Source organism: Pseudomonas sp. DrBHI1 (assembly GCF_002205115.1).
Classification (GTDB): Bacteria; Pseudomonadota; Gammaproteobacteria; order Pseudomonadales; family Pseudomonadaceae; genus Aquipseudomonas; species Aquipseudomonas mosselii.
This window is the reverse complement of the sequence record NZ_NIBE01000004.1, coordinates 29,131-48,160: the sequence shown is the minus strand read 5'-3', so window position 1 is coordinate 48,160 and position 19,030 is coordinate 29,131. Positions and strand designations below refer to the sequence as shown.

20 protein-coding genes are annotated in these 19,030 nt (G+C 64.4%); 1 reads left to right on the top strand and 19 read right to left on the bottom strand.

What is annotated here, in order from left to right; all coding sequences use genetic code 11:
* Window positions 1–217: 217 nt before the first annotated feature.
* The 12 genes from CC207_RS00550 to CC207_RS00495 are packed head-to-tail and all read right to left on the bottom strand — an operon-like array spanning window position 218 to window position 7,183.
* Window positions 218–853 carry an HrpE/YscL family type III secretion apparatus protein gene (locus tag CC207_RS00550; protein ID WP_088851408.1) on the bottom strand — a complete coding sequence of 212 codons (636 nt, stop codon included), beginning with the start codon at window positions 851–853 and terminating at the stop codon, window positions 218–220.
* The gene (locus CC207_RS00545; protein ID WP_088851407.1) at window positions 832–1,446 is read right to left on the bottom strand and encodes a SctK family type III secretion system sorting platform protein; all 615 of its coding nucleotides are present in this window, start codon (window positions 1,444–1,446) and stop codon (window positions 832–834) included. Before CC207_RS00545 ends, CC207_RS00550 begins: the two co-directional genes overlap by 22 nt.
* Window positions 1,443–2,183, bottom strand: a complete 741-nt coding sequence (gene sctJ, locus CC207_RS00540; RefSeq protein WP_088851406.1) for a type III secretion system inner membrane ring lipoprotein SctJ — start codon at window positions 2,181–2,183, stop codon at window positions 1,443–1,445. The genes CC207_RS00545 and sctJ overlap by 4 nt, the downstream gene beginning before the upstream one ends.
* A 7-nt stretch (window positions 2,184–2,190) precedes the next feature.
* Complete coding sequence (gene sctI / locus CC207_RS00535) at window positions 2,191–2,529, bottom strand: type III secretion system inner rod subunit SctI (protein WP_028692496.1); 339 nt, start codon at window positions 2,527–2,529, stop codon at window positions 2,191–2,193.
* Window positions 2,526–2,747 carry a hypothetical protein gene (locus CC207_RS00530; protein WP_062361109.1) on the bottom strand — a complete coding sequence of 74 codons (222 nt, stop codon included), beginning with the start codon at window positions 2,745–2,747 and terminating at the stop codon, window positions 2,526–2,528. The genes sctI and CC207_RS00530 overlap by 4 nt, the downstream gene beginning before the upstream one ends.
* Complete coding sequence (locus CC207_RS00525) at window positions 2,744–3,094, bottom strand: YscG family type III secretion system chaperone (RefSeq protein ID WP_028692498.1); 351 nt, start codon at window positions 3,092–3,094, stop codon at window positions 2,744–2,746. Before CC207_RS00525 ends, CC207_RS00530 begins: the two co-directional genes overlap by 4 nt.
* Window positions 3,095–3,096: 2 nt before the next feature.
* On the bottom strand, window positions 3,097–3,357 hold the full coding sequence (locus CC207_RS00520; RefSeq protein WP_028692499.1) for an EscF/YscF/HrpA family type III secretion system needle major subunit: 261 nt from the start codon (window positions 3,355–3,357) through the stop codon (window positions 3,097–3,099).
* 1 nt (window position 3,358) lies between these two features.
* Window positions 3,359–3,556, bottom strand: coding sequence for an EscE/YscE/SsaE family type III secretion system needle protein co-chaperone (locus CC207_RS00515; protein ID WP_028692500.1), 198 nt, complete (start codon window positions 3,554–3,556; stop codon window positions 3,359–3,361).
* On the bottom strand, window positions 3,546–4,445 hold the full coding sequence (gene sctD, locus CC207_RS28170; RefSeq protein WP_062361107.1) for a type III secretion system inner membrane ring subunit SctD: 900 nt from the start codon (window positions 4,443–4,445) through the stop codon (window positions 3,546–3,548). The genes CC207_RS00515 and sctD overlap by 11 nt, the downstream gene beginning before the upstream one ends.
* Window position 4,446: 1 nt before the next feature.
* Window positions 4,447–5,958 (bottom strand): type III secretion system outer membrane ring subunit SctC, encoded by a 1,512-nt coding sequence (gene sctC / locus CC207_RS00505; RefSeq protein ID WP_088851405.1) that lies wholly within the window; start codon window positions 5,956–5,958, stop codon window positions 4,447–4,449.
* Entirely contained in the window at window positions 5,955–6,377 is a 423-nt protein-coding gene (locus CC207_RS00500) for a CesT family type III secretion system chaperone (protein ID WP_158216126.1), read from the bottom strand. Before CC207_RS00500 ends, sctC begins: the two co-directional genes overlap by 4 nt.
* 32 nt (window positions 6,378–6,409) lie before the next feature.
* Window positions 6,410–7,183: a helix-turn-helix transcriptional regulator gene (locus CC207_RS00495; RefSeq protein WP_028692501.1), complete on the bottom strand. Its 774-nt coding sequence runs from the start codon at window positions 7,181–7,183 to the stop codon at window positions 6,410–6,412.
* Between the two features lie 308 nt (window positions 7,184–7,491).
* On the opposite strand from CC207_RS00495, the gene CC207_RS00490 reads away from it, so the two are divergent.
* Window positions 7,492–7,860: a CesT family type III secretion system chaperone gene (locus CC207_RS00490; RefSeq protein ID WP_028692502.1), complete on the top strand. Its 369-nt coding sequence runs from the start codon at window positions 7,492–7,494 to the stop codon at window positions 7,858–7,860.
* Window positions 7,861–7,867: 7 nt separating this feature from the next.
* Here the strand turns inward: CC207_RS00490 and CC207_RS00485 are convergent, their stop codons facing one another.
* From CC207_RS00485 to CC207_RS00455, 7 genes are all read right to left on the bottom strand, one after another.
* Window positions 7,868–8,452 carry a DinB family protein gene (locus CC207_RS00485; protein ID WP_028692503.1) on the bottom strand — a complete coding sequence of 195 codons (585 nt, stop codon included), beginning with the start codon at window positions 8,450–8,452 and terminating at the stop codon, window positions 7,868–7,870.
* An 11-nt stretch (window positions 8,453–8,463) separates the two neighbouring features.
* On the bottom strand, window positions 8,464–9,564 hold the full coding sequence (zapE, locus tag CC207_RS00480; protein WP_069016856.1) for a cell division protein ZapE: 1,101 nt from the start codon (window positions 9,562–9,564) through the stop codon (window positions 8,464–8,466).
* Window positions 9,565–9,636: 72 nt separating this feature from the next.
* Window positions 9,637–10,785: a PQQ-dependent sugar dehydrogenase gene (locus CC207_RS00475; RefSeq protein ID WP_088851404.1), complete on the bottom strand. Its 1,149-nt coding sequence runs from the start codon at window positions 10,783–10,785 to the stop codon at window positions 9,637–9,639.
* Window positions 10,786–10,806: 21 nt separating this feature from the next.
* Complete coding sequence (locus tag CC207_RS00470) at window positions 10,807–11,127, bottom strand: hypothetical protein (RefSeq protein WP_028692506.1); 321 nt, start codon at window positions 11,125–11,127, stop codon at window positions 10,807–10,809.
* A 130-nt stretch (window positions 11,128–11,257) separates the two neighbouring features.
* Window positions 11,258–13,468, bottom strand: a complete 2,211-nt coding sequence (gene glgB, locus CC207_RS00465) for a 1,4-alpha-glucan branching protein GlgB (RefSeq protein ID WP_088851403.1) — start codon at window positions 13,466–13,468, stop codon at window positions 11,258–11,260.
* Window positions 13,469–16,786 (bottom strand): maltose alpha-D-glucosyltransferase, encoded by a 3,318-nt coding sequence (gene treS / locus CC207_RS00460; RefSeq protein ID WP_088851402.1) that lies wholly within the window; start codon window positions 16,784–16,786, stop codon window positions 13,469–13,471.
* A gap of 158 nt (window positions 16,787–16,944) precedes the next feature.
* Window positions 16,945–18,963 (bottom strand): alpha-1,4-glucan--maltose-1-phosphate maltosyltransferase, encoded by a 2,019-nt coding sequence (locus CC207_RS00455; protein WP_088851401.1) that lies wholly within the window; start codon window positions 18,961–18,963, stop codon window positions 16,945–16,947.
* Window positions 18,964–19,030 lie beyond the last annotated feature (67 nt).

The following is a 19,030-nucleotide window of genomic DNA, read 5'->3' as shown; positions in this document are numbered from 1 at the left end:
CAAAAAGCGCCGTGAGTTATGGTCACTATTTGTGATACGCCACACTAGACCAGGATCCCTCGCTGAGGCAGTGGCCGGCGAACAGGCATGGCTTCTGCTCTCTCCCTCGCCAGATTCCGAGCAGGCTGGCGAAGCTGTTTCCAAAACACCTGGAGTAACGCATCACGCTCCTGATCATCATGGAGCGCCCGCGCGGCTGCGGCCAGCACGGCTTCGTTCATGGCGCTCCAGCCTCATCATCAAGGTTCCGTTGCGTCAGCGCCCGCTGCAACGCGGCCAACTGCCCTTCGATACTGGCATTGATCACGCAGCCTGCGGTCTCCAGACGACATCCGCCTCGCGCAAGCCTGGCATCGGCGCATACCTCGACAGACCCGACCTCGGGATATAGCGCGAGCACTTCATCCAAACGCTGGCTAACCTCGGACAACTGATCGGGCCTTACGTGCAGCAACAGTGCTTCCCGTGGCTGAACCCGCGCCAGCGCCTGACGGGTCGCAGCCAATGTAAGCTCGATATCAGGGTATTGCCCCAGCACCTTGCACACGGCCTGGCGCACCACCTCGCTCATCTGCCGGTCGACCTGGCGATAGAACGCGTCGCAGTGCAAACGTGTCCCGTGCAGCAACGCCGCCTGCTCGATGGCGGCCATTTCCAGCCCGACCTCCCGTCCGAGCCGCTGATGCTCCTCAAGCACCGCATCGGCCCGGGCATCGATATCACGGGCACGCTGACATGCGTTGTCGGTCAGTCCGCGGGCATCGAGGTACTGCTGATAGTCAGCGCTGCGCAATACGTTCAGGCTCGGGTCGATCATCGGCCGGGCCTCATTCAATTCAATAAATGGCAACATTCCGGGCTCCTGTCTCGGGCCACTTTCAGGCAAAGGGTGCGGGCCAAGTCGCGTTGCTCAGCGTCCATCGGCCAAGTTGGCACAGCAGTCATGCCTGGCAGGCGCAGGGCCATGCGCCGAGCGAACCCTGGATCGACCTCGCCGCATGCCTGCAGCCAGAATGCCAATCCACAACCGGGCAGGTACGCATCCAGGTCGCCGGCTGGCAATACCTGTTGCCAGCCGGCAGGCCAAGGGCCGATGACCAGAGGCCACTTTTCCAGGCAATAGCGAAGGTCTTGCAGGTCGAGCGCCTGGCGCAACCGCGTCTGACCTTCAGGGTCGAGCAGCTGCTTGATGGCCCGACCATGCAGCAGTCCCCCCAAACTTGACAGCACCCGCTCAAACACCGGCTGCGGATAATAAGCCAGCTTACCGAGCCGTTCTGGCACGTCGAAAGGCTCGGACAGTCCCAGCACAGACATCAGCCAACCGTTGAGCGTGCAACTCTCCCGCCAAAGCGGCAATGCCGGGGCTACCTGGCTCAGGGCTCCAGGACAATGGTTCAAGTGCAAGTAATTCGCCGGGCAATAGCGAAGCTGGAATTCGGTCATGTGCGTGCCCGCTGATGCCACCACAGGTACTGCGCCAGGTTGCTCAGCACCAGCATCCCCAGCAGCACACCCAGCAGCGTGAGCAAGCGCCAGCGCGAGCCTTCCAGAACCTGAATCGATAACAGCGTGACATGGCGCGGGCCCGCCAGTGGTTGACGCGCCTGGGTAGACGGTACCAGCACCACGCTGATGCGCTCGTAGTCCAGGCCTTCGATACTGTTGCTCAACAGCTGCTTCATCTGCCCGATGTACATCCCCAGCGCCGCATCCGCCGCGTGCTTGATAAAGATGGACGCCGACGCCGCACCGTTCTGCGTGCGCAGTCCATCACGGGGCTCCGGAAGCACCACATGCACCCGGGCCACCAGCACGCCATCGATCTCCGACAGGGTCCGCGACAGCTCCTGGGACTTCACATAGGTCAGCCGCGCCTGCTCCTCCAATGGCGAGGAGATCAAACTGTCGCGGGGAAACACATCATTGACCGTGGAAAACATTTCCCGCGGATAGCCTTGACGCTTGAGCGCCGCCACCGCGTGGCCGATGTCGGCTTCGTCGATTAGGATCTTCACCTTGCCGTCCTTGTCCTGGGCCTTCACCGCGTCGATGCCCTCGCTGTCCAACACCGCGAGCATCTCGTTGGCCTCGCGCTGGCCGAGGCCGAGGTAAAGCTCGACCCTGCATCCCCCCAGCGCCAGCACCGCCAGAAGCAGCACGCACTGCCATGATCTTTTCACAGGGCACCTACTGGGCTTTCATGAGAGTTTCGATGTTCTGCGTGGTGCGCCCCACGCCCTTGGCGATCAACTCCACCTGCAGGTTTGTGCGAATCAGTGCCCAGTGAGCATCCATCAGTGCCACGGGATCCCCCGTGCGCGAGACCAGACTGGCCTGCGCGCTCAGCCGGGCTTCTGCATGCTGCTGGTGGAGCTGACCTATCTGGTGCAGCAGTCCATCCCCGGGGCTGCCGGAGGCGCCGGATAGCGCTTGCTCGAACTCGGCCACCTGCCGGGAGTCGGCAGCCGGTGCCGCCAGCGACTGCAGATCGGTGACCATCTGGGTCACCTCGGTGATACCACTCATGAGCCTCCCTCCACCGTGAAGGAATCATTCAGCAGGTCCATCGCCATGGCGAACACTTGCAGCCTCGTTTGCTGTGTCAGTTCCGAATACACCTGCTCGCGAGGTTGATGTTCAACAAGGCTTGCCTGGAACTCGGCAGCATCCTGATCGCTGTGCACGTGCATCGCGATCTGTGCACCTTGTCCAGCAAACACAAGCGTCGAGGCCAGCGGACTCATGCCACCACCTGGGCGCGCATGCCCTGGGCAAAGTGAACCAGATCAGGATTACCGCTCTGCGCCATGCCCTCAAGCCGCCGCTCGAGGGCTGCCATATAGCCCAACTGACGCTCACACAGCGCCAACCAAGGCCCCAGCGATGGCCAAGGCGCCTGGTTGCCCTGCGCCAAGGCTTCTTCGCAACGCCCCAGCCCCATCAGGCAGGCAGTACGTATCGCACAGGCAGCTTCCATTGTCTCAGGCTCCCGGGCCAGCCACTGCGCGATGCAAAGCGCCTCTTCATGGTGACGATGCTCGACACCCAGCAGGCCCAGGCGGGCCAGCAGATTGTTCACGGAATGGTTCATGCTCAGAACTTCTGCAGAATGCTGCTGATGGTGTTCTTGAAGGTCTGGCCCAGGGTCGCGTCGACCTGGAACACGTTCGACCAGATGTTCGAGCGATGACGCATATCAGCCAGCAAAGCGGGATCGTCACTTTTCTCGTTGAGCTTCTGCAGGGAGTCGAGAACCGCCTTGTTGGCCTGCCTTGCCTGCTTGACCATGCCCTCGTGGACCATGTCCATGGTGTTGCTGGTACCGTCGTGGAACCCGCTGCTGATCGTTGTCATTTCAGTATTCCTCCAGTTTTTCGAGTATCTTCAAGGCTGCGTCAAGGGCTGCCAGTTGGTGGTGCAAGCGCTGGAACGCAGGGGGTGGCAGCGGCTCAGACAGCTGCCTGGCGCAGGCCTGCCGTGCGTGCTCCAGCACGGAGAACATGCGTGCCTGCTTGCGTCGGTCACGCACCTCCCGCATGAGTTCATCCATCATCCGCCGGTCTCTCCTTCAGGTTGATCACATAGTCCCGACCGCCCTTGCTCAGCGTGATCGCCTGCCCATCGATGGCCAGGATGCGAATGCCGGAGGGCATCAGTGCCCCCACTGGATAACGGCGGTTGTCGGTCAGCGTCACGTAAGGCAACCGCCCCAGTGAAACGCCTCGAACAGGGAAATCGAGTTTCGCGGAAGGTGCCCTGCCCTCGTCGACCAACCGCAACGACGGGTAGTCGCCAAATGCCTCGCGGTACTGTCGCTGAAGGTTCTGGTAGTCCTGAAGCTGGCGCTCGCGCAGCGCCCCGCGCAACACCAGGGCGTGCCCCTGGTCCGACACGCTCAAGGCATCCTCCAGTCGCCAGTCGCGCAGCAGCTGCGCCAGCCGCGTCCGGGCTTGCTCCTGGGGTTGAGCGGGTTGCTCGACTGGGGCAATCACTGCTGCCGGCGTGTCCTGTGCCTCTGCCTCGGGCACCAACAATCGGGTAAGCAAAACGAGCAGTAAGATCAGACCGGCGCCGGGCACCATGAACCAGCCGCGCCCTATCCAGGGCGCAGGGGCCTGCACCACAAGCCGCTCGCTGAACACTTCGTCCTGGTTGCCAAATGCCCAGCGCAACGGACCACAACCTTGAATCGCCAAGGCCTGCAGCTCGACATCCGCAGCCACCTCCCGCCCGTCCTGGGTAGGTGGTTCAGCCGACCCCCACTCCAGCAGGCGCACGCCATGGGGCTCGACCATCAGCACCAGGTGCACGGCAGCGATGCCTGTATCCACCAGGACCAGGTCGGCCAGGGCAGGATCGGCACCGATGACCACCCGCCCCGACATCAAGGACACCTCGGCGCCGGCATTCAGACCACTGTAGATCCGCAATTTCCAGGTCATTTCAGGCACGCTCGCCAAGCCCGGAATCAATCAGCCTCGGCTCGATCAGGAACAGCCGGACCGAACGACGGGTGTTGCTCGACTGATAACGGAACAAGGCGCCCAGGAAGGGAATGTCACCCAGCAGCGGGACCTTGCGGATGCTTTCGCTGGTCTCGTCGCGATGGATGCCGCCGATCATCAGGCTCTGTCCGAGATCGACCCGGGCCAGCGTGTCGATGACCGTGCGGCTGATGGTGGGGATGCCGTCGGGCCCGGTGCTGTTGGGCTTCTGGCTGCCGTCCTCGATATGCAGGCTAAGGCTGATTTCCGGCCGGTCCGCACTGCGGATCAGACGTGGCGTCATCTTCAGCAAGGTGCCGTAGGTGATCGCCTTGAGCTCGGCAACGCGTTCACCCATCACCCGTACATAGTAGGTTTCACTGTGATCAATCACCGCCAGGGTATTTTCCTGGGTCAGCAAGGTCGGTCGCGACACCACCTGGGCATGGCCCTCGCCCTGCATCAGGGTCACCTTGGCCAACAGCCGGTTCAAGCCCCGACTATCTACCAGGCTGCCGGTCAACGTGGTTTCCGATACGCCCGCTCGGGTACGAAGGTCCACCAACTGATGCTTGCCGATACCGAACTGCCACTCCACGCCCAGCTCATCCAGGTGTTCAGCGTTGATATCGAGGATTGTCAGGCCTACCTCGATCCGAGCAGCAGGCCGGTCCAACGCCATCACCAGCCGTCGATACATGGGCAGGCGCTCGGCGTGATCACGCACGATGATGGCATTGAGCGACGGCTCGGCCTGGACCACGGCCCGACCTGCGCGAACCTGTGCCCCCTCCCCCATGGATTGGCCTTCCACCGACACCACATTGGCATCGGCCAGCACCCGGGAGAGGATCGTGGCCACGCCAGGCACCGCCACCTTCTGGTCGCGATAGTCGATCTCACGATCCTCGGCCATCGCATGCCTGAGCGGGATCACCTCGACGCTGAGGTTGCCGCCCAGTTCGTCCTGCAGACTCGCCTGCTGCTCCAGGGCCTTGACCGTCTGCTCGACCCGGTCCAGATAGCGGGGCGGTCCTGACGCGTACACCAGCCGTCCACTTGCTGCGGCGCGCCAGGCAAAGCGCGAGGTCCAGCCACCACCTTCTTGGAGCGCGACGCGCAGTTGCGGCTCGCGCACCTTGTCCAGGTGGATCAGCCGTGTCTGGACTTCGCTCGATTTGTCGACATGCAGCACCGCGCCGTCGTAGTACCAGGCCAGGTTGTAGAGCACCGCGACCTGCTCGAGAAACGCCTGCGGATCCGGCTGCTCGAACGTGGCGCTCACCTGGTCCCTGACCTTGTCACTGACCACCACCGAACCCTGGTAGTTGGCGGCAAAATTGGTCAGCACGTCACGCAGACTCTCGCCCTGAGCGATATAGTGGAACGGCTCGTCAGCCCAATCCAGCGGCTCGCCCTCGGCGAATAAACTGACCAGCAGGACTGCCAAACCGGTGGCAAGCGATCTCATGGCAGCCATACGCTGGGCCCTCGGACAATCACAGGTGTTTGGCTGCAGCGTTGCGCGCACAGGACATTCAGCAGGGCGACCTGAACCCCAAGCACCTGCTCGAGGGTGTCGACATCGCCCTGTGACACGTCGATCCAAGCCTCGAGCATGAGCTCTGAGTCAGGCGTCAGCGCCAACCGCTGTGGGCAATGCGCAGCCCAGGCAGTGACCATGCCCATCAGGCGGCTCAGCGCCTGATGATCGAGACTGGCGCCATGCCCGACCACCGACGATAGCGAGCTGCGGACCATCAGCTGTACGCCCCGCGGTTCAAGCCACAGGCCATGGCCATCGATGCACAGGTGGTAGCTGCCAGCGTCATCGGCCAGCCAGGGCGCCATGCCCAGGCGGCGGGCCAACTGCATTGGAAGTCTGTTCATGCGGGTCTTGTCCATGCGAGGTCGGGGGGCGTCTAGCGACGGGCGTCGCTGGGCGTGCAACCGAAGCGCCGACGGTAGCTCTGGCTGAAATACGACTGGCTGGAAAAGCCGCTTTCCATGGCGATGTCGACAATGCTCATGCGCGTGTTAAGTAACAGGTGATGCGCATGGACGATCCTACGTTCGGTGATCCAGGCGCGTGGCGAGCAGTTGTAGAAGGAGCAGAACAGGCTCTTGAACGCCGTCAGGCCCAGCCCGAAGGCCTCGGCGTACTGGTCCAGGCGCCACTCGCGCAGGTAGTTCTGCTCCATGAAGGCGTGCAGCCGATCAACATGGCGATTGCCCTGTTGGCGCAGAGCCGCCAGCAGCGTCCGACCTTGCGCCCCGAACACCAGCAACAGCAGCAGCTCCTCAAGACGCAGCATTGCCAGCATCGACGCAGGCCCTTCGCCACCGAGCGCCGCCAGACGGGTCACGCACTCCCGCGCCATGCTGCAGGGCTGAAGGCGCAGGGCATTCACACAGGGTTTATCGTAGCGCTCGAGATGGCTCAATTCCTTACCGTGACGCTGCATGAACGCCTGCACGAAATTCACATCCAGCGGCAGCCACAGGACTTGGCACGCCTGCCATCGGATCGCCACCAGGTAGGTGCCGCGCTTGACGAATAGCAGTTCGCCGGCCTGTAGATCGATGACATTGTCTTTTTCGCGTACGGCCAGCTCACCGGTCATGATCGCGTAGAAGCCTTCCTGCCCTTGGGATGCAAAACCCGCCCCGACAACATCCAACTGCCGCCCTTGCACTCACCAGTCCTCAACTGGAGAAATCCCTCTCGCACCAGGCCTTACTTCCCGTAGAGCCCTTTACACACCACGTCGAAGCTCAACGGGTGTAGACATGGCCATAGGCTACGATGCCCTCCCATGCTTGAACGCAGGGATTGTCCTCGTATGGGTGGAGGTATTTCGCCATTGCTTGTAGGAAGTTCACGGAACCTGGCGCACGGCAGAAGGCGGACGCAAGCCAACAGCTAAAAAACGACGACAGCCTCCGATAGTCGAGCATGCGGCATGATCGTTACCGTGGCGGCCCCCTCCAACGAGAACTCGCCATGCCAGGCAAGAACTATGACTATGCACTGACCCAGCTGTACGCGGCCTTGAAACTGGAGCCCCCTGTGGCCTTCGAGCCCGTGATCAGCCTGCGGGTAGGCCCCCATGTGTGCAACGTGACCGAGCACCCTGCCGACCAGTTACTGATGTTCATCGAACTTCCCGCCATCGATGGCGTATGCTGGGGTCAGCAGAACCTGTTCTGCCAGGAACTCTGCAAGCCCATGCTCGGAGTCGATCCGCTCACGGGCATGCATGTGCTATGGAACCGCCAGCCCCTGGTAAAAATGGACCGCGCCATGGTGCATCACCAATTGGAACAATTGGTTCAGGGCGCCCACGACCTGGCCGACAGCGAAACGCCCTGAGCAGCGTTCAGCGCTGCGCCCAGATCTGCGCCTCGCTCCATCCCAGAGCGGCAAAGTCCTCGGCGCGCAGCGACGCCTCCTCCTCGCAGAAGAACTCGTCGAGTTGCGGAGGCCTTACCGCCGTGTCGCTGAGCATCGCGTGGACCTGGCCACGGTGGTGGATCTGGTGCTCGAACAGGTGCGACAGCAAGCGCAGACGCGACTCATGCTGCATCCGTTCTGGCCGCACGATGCTGACATAACGTCCGAGCTGGTCGTCACGCAATTGCCGGCAATAGGTGATCAGTCGCTGATCGGCCTGAACCTGCTGAGCTTGCAGGTCGGTGCAGGTGGCAAAGGGTTGCTCAGGCACAAAGAAACGCTCGCCATCCGGATCGGGAGCTTCACCGCGCTGCTCGCACTCCAGGGCATCCAGGTAGAACCAGTCCACCGTCAACAGGTGGTTGAGGGTAGCCTTGATCGAGGGAAAGAAGCTGCAACGGGGGGCGACGAACTCGTCCTGGGTCAGTTGCAGGCAAGCCTTGTACAGGCGGTGGTTGGCCCAGCCATTGTTGTAGGCCTGGGTCAGCAGATGATGCGACAGCGGCTCCATGGTCGGCTCCTTCAGGCGAAGCGTTGCAGTTGCATCTCCCGTAGCCGGCTCAGGGTCCGTTGGTACGGGAACGCCAGATACCCTTGAGTGTAGAGCGCTTCCAGCGGGACCTCGGCCTCCAGGTACAACGCCACCCGACGGTCGTAGCACTCGTCGACCAGCGCGATGAAACGGCGCACGCTGTCATCCTTGGGCGCCAGGGTCGGCAGCTGGCGATCGCCGGCCTCGACCCGGGCCGCGCCATCCTCGGTGCCACGGGCGATACGCCCGGCCTGTTGCACGCCGCCCAGGGCCGGCACGTCACTTACCAGAATGGCCGGAAAACGGTCGCACAACGCCATGAAGTCCATGGCGGCCAGGGGCTGCTCGCACAGATCGGCGAATCGGCACCAGAGCGCCCGGGGGCTGTGGCGCACGACCCGCACATGGCGCGAACCGATCTGCACGGTCTGCTCGCTGCCGGGATCATCCGGGCTCAACTGTTCGAACACCGCAGCCAGCGCCCCGCCAGCTCCCGCCGGCGCCACCCAGTAGCGCTGCCGCCATGCTCCTGGATGCAGGCGATGGTCCTGCTCGCCAGTCACCGACAGCACCCGCATGTGCCGCTCGATGGCGGCGATGGCCGGCAGGAAGCGTTCACGGTTGAAACCGTCGCGATACAACTGATCGGGGGGCTGGTTGGACGTGGCGACGATCACCACGCCCTCGTCGAACAGCTCCTGGAACAGCCGTCCGAGGATGATCGCGTCACCGATATCGCTGACGAACAGCTCGTCGAAACACAAGACGCGGATCTCGCCGGCCAACGCTCGAGCCAAGGCCTTGAGCGGGTCGGCGGTGCCGTTGAGCTGGAACAGACGCTGGTGGACCCAGGCCATGAAGTGGTGGAAATGCTGGCGCCGGGCGGGTAGCGGCAGGCACCGGTGGAACAGGTCCATCAACCAGGTCTTGCCGCGGCCGACCGGGCCCCAGAGGTAAAGGCCCTGGGTCGGCTTGCCCTGGACCAGGGCATCGAAGCAGCCCTGCAATGCAGTGACGGCCACCGCCTGAGCCGGATCAGGAAAGAAACCGCGTTCGATGAGTGCTTGCTGGTAGAGGGATTCGGGCGTCATGCCCGCCATGGTACGACACTTTCGGCCTTGTCGCGGGCGCGCCTGCTGCCACGCGACAGGCCCTCACCGGCATCAATCGTCTTTCAACCCCACCTTCAACAATGCCCCATCCTTGGCATCGGTCAGCACATACACATAGCCATCCGGCCCAACCCGCACGTCACGGATCCGCGCCTTGAGGTCGCCCAGCAAGCGCTCTTCATGCACGATCTTGTCGCCATCAAGCTGCAGGCGGATCAACTCCCGGGTCGCCAGCGCGCCGATGAACAGGTTGTGGTCCCACGCCTTGAAGGTCGGGCTGTCATAGAACGCCATGCCGCTGATGCCCGGCGATTTCTCCCACACATGGTGCGGGTCTACCATGCCCTCGACATGCTTGCCCTTGGCCTCCGGGATCGGCAACAGCGAGTAGTTGATGCCGTGGGTGGCGATCGGCCAACCGTAGTTCTTGCCTGGCCGCGGGATGTTGATCTCGTCGCCGCCACGGGGGCCGTGCTCGTGGGTCCACAGTTGCCCGGTCCAGGGATTCAGGGCCGCGCCCTGCTGGTTGCGGTGGCCGAACGACCAGATCTGCGGGCGCACGTTGTCGCGGCCGACGAAGGGATTGTCCTTGGGCACTTCGCCATCGGGCAGGATACGCACGACCTTGCCCTGCAGCTTGTCCAGGTCCTGGGCGGTGGGCCGCTGGTTGTTCTCGCCCAGGGCGATGAACAGGTAGCCGTCACGGTCGAACACCAGCCGCGAACCGAAGTGATTGCCTTCTGAGAGCTTGGGCTGCTGGCGGAAGATCACCGTGAAGTTTTCCAGACGCGCCCGGTCCTGCGACAGCTGGCCACGGCCGACCGCAGTCCCGGCCTTGCCGTCGGGGCCTTCCTCGGCGAACGACAGATAGACCGTTCGATCCTTGGCGAAGTCCGGCGACAACACCACATCGAGCAGGCCACCCTGCCCTTCGGCCCACACCTTGGGCACGCCAGAGAGCGGTGGGCCCACCTTGCCCTCGGCGCTGACAATACGCAGGTTGCCGGGGCGCTCGCTGACCAGCATGTCCTTGCCACCCGGCAGGAAGGCCAGGGCCCACGGATTGCGCAGGCCGTCGGCGACGGTACTGACGGTCAGTTGCCCCTCCTCGCTGGGAAACTGCTGCTCGGCGGCCGCCTGGGCCAATACGGGAAACAGACTGGCGGCCGCCAGGGAGATCATCAAGATGCGTGGCGTCATGCTCGACTCCTTCGAAGGGGCTCACGGCACGCGCTGGGTGTCACGTGGTGGCCGGGTGGGTTCCAGATTCGGGGTTTGCTGCTCGCGCCGCAGGTTGTCGCCATTGCCGATACCGCGGTTGTCCAGGGTCGGCGGGCGCGGATTGGGTTGCGTGGAGGGGCCGCGCACCGGTGGCGTGGCGGGCACGCTGCCCTGGCGGCTGTTGGGGTTGGCGCGCATGATCGGGCTGTTGTATGGATTGTTGCTGTCATTGGCGGCCAGCAACGGCCCTGGCAGGGGCGCCGCCTGCAGCGGCAGGGCCAGCAACCAGCCAAGGCCCAGCATTGGCAAGGTGGGATTCATGCTTCACCTCTGGTAGGAAAGGTCGCGCGCCTAGGTGGGTTAGCCTAGGACGCGCCGGCCTGATGGCAAAAGGATGAATTTGGGTCCTGATGTTTCAGTATGGCCCCTCTCTCTACTGGCGACGCCGCCATCAGGCGGGGCTCATCACCAATACCCCCAATGGCGGCAGGTTCAGCGCCAGCGATAACGGCTGGCCATGGCTGGCGATCGCCTCGCTGGCCACCCCGCCGAGATTCCCCACATTCGATCCGGCATACAGCCCGGCATCGCTGTTGAGCAGCTCCTGCCAGCGTTCACCGAACGGCACGCCGATCCGGTAGCCCTCCCGCGGCACCGGGGTGAAGTTGGCCACCACCAACAGAGGCTCGCCCTGGCTGCCCCAGCGCAACCAGGCGTACACACTGTTGTGCGCATCGTCGCCGATCAGCCACTGGAAGCCCTGGGCCCGGCAGTCCTGTTCGTGCAGCGCCGGCCGTTCACGGTACAGCCGGTTGAGGTCGGCCACCAGCTTCTGCACGCCCTGGTGCTCGGAGTACTGCAGCAGGTACCAGTCCAGTTGCTGGTCATGGTTCCACTCGCGCCACTGGCCGAACTCGCAGCCCATGAACAGCAGCTTCTTGCCCGGGTGGGTCCACATGAACGCCAGGTACGCCCGCAGGTTGGCGAACTTCTGCCAGCGATCGCCGGGCATCTTGTCGATCAGCGAGTGCTTGCCGTGGACCACTTCGTCGTGGGAAATCGGCAGGATGAAATGCTCGGAATAGGCGTAGATCAGCCCGAAGCTCATCTCGTTGTGATGATAGGTGCGGTGCACCGGGTCGTTCTGGATGTAGTGCAAGGTGTCGTGCATCCAGCCCATGTTCCACTTGTAGGCAAAACCCAGTCCGCCCTGCTGCACCGGCTGGCTGACCCCGGGCCAGGCAGTGGATTCCTCGGCGATGATCAGCGCGCCCGGCACTTCGTGGGCGGCGACACCATTGAGGTGGCGGATGAAGTCGATGGCTTCGAGGTTCTCGCGCCCGCCGTGGCGGTTGGGCACCCACTCGCCGGCCTTGCGCGAATAGTCGCGGTAGAGCATCGAGGCCACAGCGTCCACGCGCAGGCCGTCGATGTGGAAGTGCTTGAGCCAGTGCAGCGCCGAGGCCAGCATGAAGCCGCGCACCTCGTTGCGCCCGAGGTTGTAGATCAACGTGTTCCAGTCCTGGTGGAAGCCTTCCAGCGGGTTGTCGTACTCGTACAGGGCGGTGCCGTCGAAACGCGCCAGGCCATGCTCGTCGGTGGGAAAATGCGCCGGCACCCAATCGAGGATCACGCCGATGCCACCCTGGTGGCAGGCATCGACGAAGAAGGCGAAGTCCTCGGCGCTGCCATAGCGCGAAGTCGGCGCGAACAGCGACAGCGGCTGGTAACCCCAGGAGCCGCCGAAAGGGTGTTCCATGATCGGCATCAGTTCGATATGGGTGAAGCCCAGCTCCTGCACGTAGGGCACCAGGCGCTCGGCCAGCTCGCGCCAGTTGTAGAAGCGCGCGACTTCGCCGGCATCGTCCAGTTCGCAACGCCAGGAGCCGGCGTGCAATTCGTAGATCGACAGCGGCGCGCTGTAGGCGTGGCGCTGGGCACGCTGCTCCATCCACTGGCCGTCGCGCCAGTCGTGGGCCAGGGCGCCGGCCACCTTCGAGGCGGTGCTCGGCGGCAGCTCCGTGGCGCGGGCCAGGGGGTCGGCCTTGAGCGGCAGCACGCCGTCCGCGCCCAGCACCTCGAACTTGTAGGTCTCGCCCACGCCGAGCCTGGGCACGAACAGTTCCCACACCCCGGCACTGTGGCGCAGGCGCATGGGGTGACGGCGGCCATCCCAGTTGTTGAAGTCGCCGACCACCGAGACCCGCCGGGCATTGGGCGCCCACACCGAAAAGCACACGCCCGCGACACCGTCGACCTCGGTCGGCTGGGCGCCGAAACGCCCGGACAGGTCGCGGTGATTGCCTTCGGCGAACAGGTAGAGGTCCATGTCGCCCAGTTGCGGACCAAAGCTGTAAGGATCCTCGGTAACCTGCTCGCCACCGGCCCAGCCGATCTGCAGCAGGTAGGCCCGTGCCTCATCGAGGTGCGCGGTGAACAGCCCCGGCACGCTGCCCTGCACCATTTCGGCAAGCACCTGCCCGTCATGGCGCGCCAGCAGGCGTGCATTCAGGGCATTGGGCAGGAAAGCGCGGACGAACAGGCCGCCCGCCCCATCGTCATGGGGACCCAGCACGGCGAATGGATCGGCGTGCTCGGCGCGGGCCAGGGCATCGAGGTCCCGTTGCCGAAGGCCGCCGTTGTCACGCGTGGTTGCATTCATCTAAGACTCTCCCCAGGTACTGATCAGTCCATGCAGGCCATGCAAAGGCACGGCCAGCCAGTTGGGCCGGTTTTCGGCTTCATAGGTGATTTCGTAGGCGGCTTTCTCCAGGCAGAACAGTTCCAGCGCGGCGCGCTCGCCCTCGGCCTGCTGCCAGGCGTGGGGCATGGCGGCGGTGGCCAGCCCGTAGGCTTCGACGAAAGCGTGACGCGACTGGTGCAGGTACTGCCGGGCGACCCGCTGGCGGGCCTGGCGCGCCGCCTCGGAGAGGTCTACCGCCGAGGCGCTGCGCAGGATCATCGCAGCAGCATAGTCGAAGGAGCGCAGCACGCCGCTGACATCCTTGTACGGGCTGTGCTTCGCCCGACGCTCGTCGATCGGGCGCGCCGGCTCGCCCTCGAAATCGATCAGGTAGGCATCGCCCTGCACCACCAGTACCTGGCCCAGGTGCAGGTCGCCGTGCACGCGCATCAGCAAGCCGCCCTGGGCTTGACGGGCGAGGTTGTCGACGTGCTGACGCAGGCCGTCGCGCTGTTGCCGCAGGTCGTCGACCAGCGCCTGGCTGTCGCGGTCAAGGGTGTCACGGTGCTGGGCCAGCAGGTCGAGGGCGCGGGTCAGTTCGGCGCTGATCTGCCGGCTCCAGCGCTCGCTGTCCCTGGCATCGCTCGGGCGGGACTGGAACGCTGTGTCGTCGCTCGGCGCAGCCAGCAGCAGGTGCATCTCGCCCAGACGTTGGCCGAGCAAGGCGGCAAACCCCGTCAGCTCGGCCAGGGCATCGGTATGCGCCTCGGGCTCGACGTTGCCGGGCTCCATCTGGTCGCGGATCGCCCGCTCCAGGGTGTTCTGCGTCCAGTCCCAGGCATCACCCTGATTGCTCAGGTAGCCCTGGGCGATCATCAGCAGGTGCGGCTGCTCGCTCTCATCCACGCGACTGACCCAGGCCAGCAACGGGGAGATATTGGCAAAGCCGGCGGCGGTCAGGTAGGCGCTCATCTCCAGCTCCGGGTGAGTGCCCGGATTGACCCGACGGATCAACTTGAGCACCAGGCTGCCACCGACCACCACCGAACTGTTGGATTGCTCGGCGCCCAGGTAGCGCACCTCGCTCTGCGCATCGAGCTGCAGCGCGGCCAACTGCTCGGTGCTGTGGAAGCGCAACTCGCCCAGGCCATCGCCACAGCCCAGCCGCAGGCCGTCCTGGCAGCCCTGGAGCACGGCGCGGATGAAGGGTTCAAGCACGAACGCATCGGTGATCAGCCCCACCTGGCGGCCGCGGCGTACCCGCGACAGCGCCAGCTGCTGAGGCAGCGCGGCATTGATCTGCTCCTCTGGCAACAGGCCGAAGGGCAGTTGGTAGTGGGTGACCACGCCTTCGCTGTGCACCTCCAGCTCGCCCAGCAGCACCGGCAGCGCCGGGGTGGCGAAGCGCACGCCATAGCGCAGGCGCACCTGGTCGATCGGCCCTTCCTTGCCGGCGAACCAGCGACGCTTGGGCAGGTACTGCGGCAGGATCGACGCCTGCAAGGTTTCGCGGGAGGGCGACTCGAGCAGTTCCTCCATGCGCTTGCGCAGCACCAGGGTGGTCAGCTCGGGCAGCCCCTCGGCAGGCTGGACATGCCAGCTGGGCATGCGGTCGTGACTGGCCAGCACGAACCAGTAGAAGCCATAGGGCGGCAGGGTCAACAGGAACGGCAGCTGGCCGATGGGCGGGAAGGCGCTGCCGCCAAGCATCTCCACCGGCACCTTGTCGGCGTACTGCGACAGTTCCAACTCCGCCGCCTGGGCCGCCCGCGAGACGTTGGCCACGCACAGCACGATTTCGCTGTTGCCGTCGGCATCGGTGTATTCGCGGATGTACGCCAGCACCCGGCGATTGCTCGGCGTGAGCATCTTCAGACTGCCACGGCCAAAGGCCTTCTGCTGCTTGCGCACCGCCAGCAGCCGGCGGTTCCAATTGAGCAGCGAATGCGGGTCGTGGGCCTGGGCTTCGACGTTGATGGTCTGGTAACCGTACAGCGGGTCCATGATCGGCGGCAACACCAGGCGCTGCGGATCGGCCCGGGAGAAACCGCCGTTGCGGTCCGGCGACCACTGCATGGGGGTGCGCACGCCATCGCGGTCGCCCAAGTAGATGTTGTCGCCCATGCCCAGTTCGTCGCCGTAGTACAGGGTCGGGGTGCCGGGCATCGACAGCAGCAGGCTGGTGAGCAGCTCGATGCGCCGCCGGTCGCGTTGCAGCAGCGGTGCCAAGCGCCGGCGAATTCCTAAGTTGATGCGTGCGCGGCGGTCCTCGGCGTAGTAGTTCCACAGGTAGTCGCGCTCGCGGTCGGTGACCATCTCCAGGGTCAGCTCATCGTGGTTGCGCAGGAAGATCGCCCACTGGCAGTTGGCCGGGATCTCCGGGGTCTGGCGCAGGATGTCGGTGATCGGGAAGCGGTCTTCCATGGCCAGGGCCATGTACATGCGCGGCATCAACGGGAAGTGGAAGGCCATGTGGCATTCGTCGCCGTCGCCCTCGCCGAAGTACGGGCGGGTGTCCTCGGGCCACTGGTTGGCCTCGGCCAGGAGCATGCGGTCGGGGTAGTTGGCATCAATCTCGGCGCGGATGGCCTTGAGCACGGTGTGGGTTTCGGGGAGGTTCTCGTTATTGGTGCCGTCGCGCTCGATCAGGTAGGGGATGGCGTCCAGGCGCAGGCCATCGACGCCGATGTCGAGCCAGAAGCGCATCACCCCGATTACTGCCTTGAGCACTTGCGGGTTGTCGAAATTGAGGTCCGGCTGGTGCGAGTAGAAGCGGTGCCAGAAGTACTGGCCGGCCACCGGGTCCCAGGTCCAGTTGGATTTCTCGGTGTCGAGGAAAATGATCCGCGTGCCATCGTACTTCTGGTCATCGTCCGACCACACGTAGAAGTCCCGGGCCTTGCTCCCACGCTTGGCATGCCGGGCGCGCTGGAACCAGGGGTGCTGGTCGGAGGTGTGGTTGATGACCAGCTCAGTGATCACCCGCAGGCCGCGCTTGTGCGCCTCGGCGATGAAGCGCCTGGCATCGGCCATACTGCCGTAGTCGGGGTGCACGGCCTTGTACTCGGCGATATCATAGCCGTCGTCGCGCCGTGGCGAGGGATAGAACGGCAGCAGCCAGAGGGTGTTGACGCCCAGTTCGGCGATGTAGTCGAGCTTGCCGATCAGGCCTGCGAAATCACCGATGCCGTCGTTGTTCGCGTCGAAGAACGATTTTACGTGCAGTTGGTAGATCACTGCGTCCTTGTACCACAGCGGATCGTCGATGAAGGCTGCCGGGCGGGAACGCTTGGCCATTGGGGACTCCTTTCATTTCCGGTTCGACACGCCCCCTGTAGGAGCGGCCTTGTGTCGCGAAAGGGGCGCGAAGCGGCCCCAGGATTTCAGCGACGCTGCAGATATTGCCGGGGCTGCTTTGCAGCCTTTTCGCGACACAAGGCCGCGCCTACAGGGGATTAGCGCAGCTTTTCTATGCGCCAGATACCAAACGGCTGGTGCCACGGCTCGATGCGCATCCACTGGGTCTTGCCATGCCAGGTCCAACGGTGGCCATTCATCAGATCCTCGCCCTGGGTATCGGCGTTATCGTCCAGCCCCAGCTCCCATAGCGGCAACTCGAAGCTGGCCTCCTGGGCATTGTGCGGGTCGAGGCTGATGGCCACGAGGATGAAGTTGTCACGCTCGGGCGTGCGCTTGGCGAAGTAGAGAATGTTGTCGTTCCAGCAGTTGAGGAACACCACCCCCAGGTGGGTCTGCAGGGCGCGGTTCTGCCGACGGATGCGGTTGAGCTGGGCGATCTCGGCGACAATGTTGCCGGGCTGGGTGAAGTCGCGCGGGCGGATCTCGTACTTCTCCGAATCCAGGTACTCCTCCTTGCCCGGCAGCGGCGTGCCTTCACACAGCTCGAAACCCGAGTACATGCCCCAGAGGCCCGAGCCCATGGTCGCCAGCGCGGCGCGGATAAGAAAGCCGGCACGGCCCGAGGTCTGCAGGAAGAACGGATTGATATCCGGCGTGTTGACGAAGAAGTTGGGCCGGTAGCACTGGCTCCACGGCGGCTGGTTGAGCTCCTCGACGTATTCACGAAGCTCTTGCTTGGTATTGCGCCAGGTGAAGTAGGTGTAGCTCTGCGCGTAGCCGACCTTGCCCAGGCGCGCCATCATCGCCGGGCGCGTGAAGGCCTCGGCGAGGAAGATCACCTCGGGGTGCTGGCTACGCACATTGGCGATCAGCCATTGCCAGAACGGCAGCGGCTTGGTGTGCGGGTTGTCGACACGGAAGGTCTTCACGCCCTCCTCCACCCAGCCGACCACCACGTCGCGCAAGGCCAGCCACAGGCTCGGCACCGATTCAGGGGCGTAGAAGTCGACGTTGACGATGTCCTGGTACTTCTTCGGCGGGTTCTCGGCGTAGCGGATGCTGCCATCGGGCCGCCAGCTGAACCAGCCGGGGTGCTGCGTGAGCCAGGGGTGGTCCTGGGAGCACTGGATGGCGAAATCCAGGGCGATCTCCAGCCCATGCTCGGCGGCGGCGGCGACCAGCCGGCGGAAGTCCTCGCGGCTGCCCAGCTGCGGGTGGATGGCATCGTGCCCACCCTCGGGGCTGCCGATGGCGTAGGGACTGCCGGGGTCACCGGGCTCGGCCTGCAAGGCATTGTTGCGGCCCTTGCGGTGCTTCATGCCGATGGGGTGGATCGGCGGGAAGTACAGCACGTCGAAGCCCATGTCGCGGACCATCGGCAGGCGCTGGTGCACGTCATTGAACGTGCCATGACGTTCAGGATCGTCGGTGACAGAGCGCGGGAACAGCTCGTACCAGCTGGCGAACAGCGCCGCCTCGCGGTCCACGTCCACGGCAAATTCGCGGCTTCGGGTGAGGTAACTGCGGTGCTCGGCCTCGGCCATCAGCTGGGCGGCATCAGGATGCAACAGCAACGCCACCTGGTCATCCACCAGCAAATCCGGCAGGCGCTGTTGCAACCGTTCAAGCTGCTCGCGCAACAGCCCGTCGCTGCGCTCGATGCCCTGGCCCAGCAGCAGCCGGCCCTCCTCCAGTTCGAGCCTCACGTCCACACCGGCGGCGTACTTCTTCTCCAGGTCGTGGCAGAAGGTGGCGAACGGGTCGATCCAGGCCTCGATGCTGAACAGGTGCAAGCCCAGATCGGCGGGGGTGAACTCTGCCTGCCACAGATCGTTGCCCGGCGAGTGCATTGCCACGCAGTGCCAGCGCCTGCTGTGGGCCTGGCGCCAGTTCAGGCTCACCGCCAGGCGGTCATGGCCGTCGGTGTAGACCTTGGCGCTCACCTCGACCTTGTGCCCGCGCACCGCCTTGGCGGCGAAGGTGCCGCCGTCGAGCACCGGGCTTGCGTCCTCGATCACGATGCGCGGGGCCAGCAGCGCCTGGGCCAGGCTGATGGCCTGGTCCGGGTGATCGTTAGCCATGGCCACGCTTTCGAACGGCTCTTTACCAGACATCGACCTGCTCCCCTGGGCTGGTGGCGGTAAGGGTTCAGAGCCCTGTTGGCGCGCGGGGGTTCAAAAA

Bases quoted from the DNA above. Each gene is read 5' to 3' on its own strand.
- zapE (WP_069016856.1), bottom strand. From the start codon at position 9,564: ATGACGCCCGAATCCCTCTACCAGCAAGCACTCATCGAACGCGGTTTC.
- sctI (WP_028692496.1), bottom strand. From the start codon at position 2,529: ATGAGTGGTATCACCGAGGTGACCCAGATGGTCACCGATCTGCAGTCG.
- sctC (WP_088851405.1), bottom strand. From the start codon at position 5,958: ATGAGATCGCTTGCCACCGGTTTGGCAGTCCTGCTGGTCAGTTTATTC.
- CC207_RS00515 (WP_028692500.1), bottom strand. From the start codon at position 3,556: ATGATGGATGAACTCATGCGGGAGGTGCGTGACCGACGCAAGCAGGCA.
- CC207_RS00470 (WP_028692506.1), bottom strand. From the start codon at position 11,127: ATGAATCCCACCTTGCCAATGCTGGGCCTTGGCTGGTTGCTGGCCCTG.
- CC207_RS00455 (WP_088851401.1), bottom strand. From the start codon at position 18,963: ATGTCTGGTAAAGAGCCGTTCGAAAGCGTGGCCATGGCTAACGATCAC.
- CC207_RS00500 (WP_158216126.1), bottom strand. From the start codon at position 6,377: ATGAACAGACTTCCAATGCAGTTGGCCCGCCGCCTGGGCATGGCGCCC.
- CC207_RS00525 (WP_028692498.1), bottom strand. From the start codon at position 3,094: ATGAACCATTCCGTGAACAATCTGCTGGCCCGCCTGGGCCTGCTGGGT.
- CC207_RS00530 (WP_062361109.1), bottom strand. From the start codon at position 2,747: ATGAGTCCGCTGGCCTCGACGCTTGTGTTTGCTGGACAAGGTGCACAG.
- CC207_RS00520 (WP_028692499.1), bottom strand. From the start codon at position 3,357: ATGACAACGATCAGCAGCGGGTTCCACGACGGTACCAGCAACACCATG.
- treS (WP_088851402.1), bottom strand. From the start codon at position 16,786: ATGGCCAAGCGTTCCCGCCCGGCAGCCTTCATCGACGATCCGCTGTGG.
- glgB (WP_088851403.1), bottom strand. From the start codon at position 13,468: ATGAATGCAACCACGCGTGACAACGGCGGCCTTCGGCAACGGGACCTC.
- sctD (WP_062361107.1), bottom strand. From the start codon at position 4,445: ATGACCTGGAAATTGCGGATCTACAGTGGTCTGAATGCCGGCGCCGAG.
- CC207_RS00550 (WP_088851408.1), bottom strand. From the start codon at position 853: ATGTTGCCATTTATTGAATTGAATGAGGCCCGGCCGATGATCGACCCG.
- CC207_RS00485 (WP_028692503.1), bottom strand. From the start codon at position 8,452: ATGGAGCCGCTGTCGCATCATCTGCTGACCCAGGCCTACAACAATGGC.
- CC207_RS00475 (WP_088851404.1), bottom strand. From the start codon at position 10,785: ATGACGCCACGCATCTTGATGATCTCCCTGGCGGCCGCCAGTCTGTTT.
- CC207_RS00490 (WP_028692502.1), top strand. From the start codon at position 7,492: ATGCCAGGCAAGAACTATGACTATGCACTGACCCAGCTGTACGCGGCC.
- CC207_RS00545 (WP_088851407.1), bottom strand. From the start codon at position 1,446: ATGACCGAATTCCAGCTTCGCTATTGCCCGGCGAATTACTTGCACTTG.